Source organism: Nonomuraea diastatica (assembly GCF_004349015.1).
In the GTDB taxonomy this organism is placed as follows: domain Bacteria; phylum Actinomycetota; class Actinomycetes; order Streptosporangiales; family Streptosporangiaceae; genus Nonomuraea; species Nonomuraea diastatica.
On record NZ_SMKP01000433.1, the window covers coordinates 1 to 1,055 of the forward strand.

Consider the following 1,055-nt stretch of genomic DNA (forward strand, 5'->3'; position numbering starts at 1 on the left):
CTCGTGATGATCGGATTCTTGGTCGAACCTGATCTTCACGATGCGGCCGTCCTCATAGGCGGCCAGTGACGGAATCGCGATCACAATCACGCGCCGTCACGGCATCACGATCTTTGTGCCAGAGCCGCAAAAGTAGCCGCAGGTGGCCGGGTTGAGGTCACCGCTGGTGGCCAGTTTTGGACCCCCACGTTCTGGTGTGCTTGCCGGTGTGTCGTGGGGTGGGGTGCGCTCCTGAACGGTGATCGTGACGGTGTCGAACCAGTCACGTGATCACCGTTCAGGGCCCTTCCGCGTCAGAGTTCATGAACCAGTTCCGGTCCGAAACACCTATCAGCCGCGGGTAGTTTGATCATCCCGTGGAAGAGGTTGGAGCAGGTGGCAGGACCACATAAGGACCCCAAGCCGTCCCAGACGCAGGCGAGCCAGGCGGGTAAGCGTACGCGGCTGGCGCCCTCGATGAAGTGCCAGGTGTTCGTTGAGGTGCTGACCGGGCAGTCGACCCAGGGTCAGGCGGCCGAGAAGTACGGCGTGAACCGGATGACCGTGAACGCGATCTGCAAGAGCGCCAAGCAGGGTGCCCTGGATGCGCTGGCCGGAACCTCCACCGTCGGGTGGCCCGGCAAGAGCCCGGAAGCGGTGGAGCGGGAGGCGGCCCGCAGGGAGATCGAGCGGCTGCGCGCGATGGTGACCGAGCAGGCCATTGCCTTGCACCTGCACCAGGGAAAATCGCCTTGGGACTGACAGCCGGCCTGGTTGCGCCGCGAGTCGACGCGAGCGTCAAGGCCGGTCTCCTGGAGCTCGCCGGCTTCGCGGCGCGCCAGGGCGGCTGGTCGACCCGGCAGGCGGCAGCCACGCTGGGGCTGGATCACGTGCGGGTGCTGCGCTGGCAGGCCCGCGCCGTGCTCGGCCGCCTGGACGACGCCAAGCCCGGCCCCGAGATCGCGCTGCACGCGCTGCTGCCGTGGGAGCGCGAGGCGATCGTCAAGATCGCCGAGGAGTGGCTGGAGATCGACCGCTCGCACCGCAAACTGGCCCACCGCGGCTCGCGGCTGGAG

2 protein-coding genes are annotated in these 1,055 nt (G+C 67.2%); both read left to right on the forward strand.

The features are described 5' to 3' along the window. Positions 1-468 precede the first annotated feature (468 nt). Positions 469-741 carry a hypothetical protein gene (locus E1294_RS52035; protein ID WP_220448460.1) on the forward strand — a complete coding sequence of 91 codons (273 nt, stop codon included), beginning with the start codon at positions 469-471 and terminating at the stop codon, positions 739-741. Then, a partial coding sequence (locus E1294_RS52040; RefSeq protein WP_220448461.1) for a hypothetical protein occupies positions 732-1,055 on the forward strand: 324 nt, incomplete at its 3' end. The genes E1294_RS52035 and E1294_RS52040, both read left to right, overlap by 10 nt.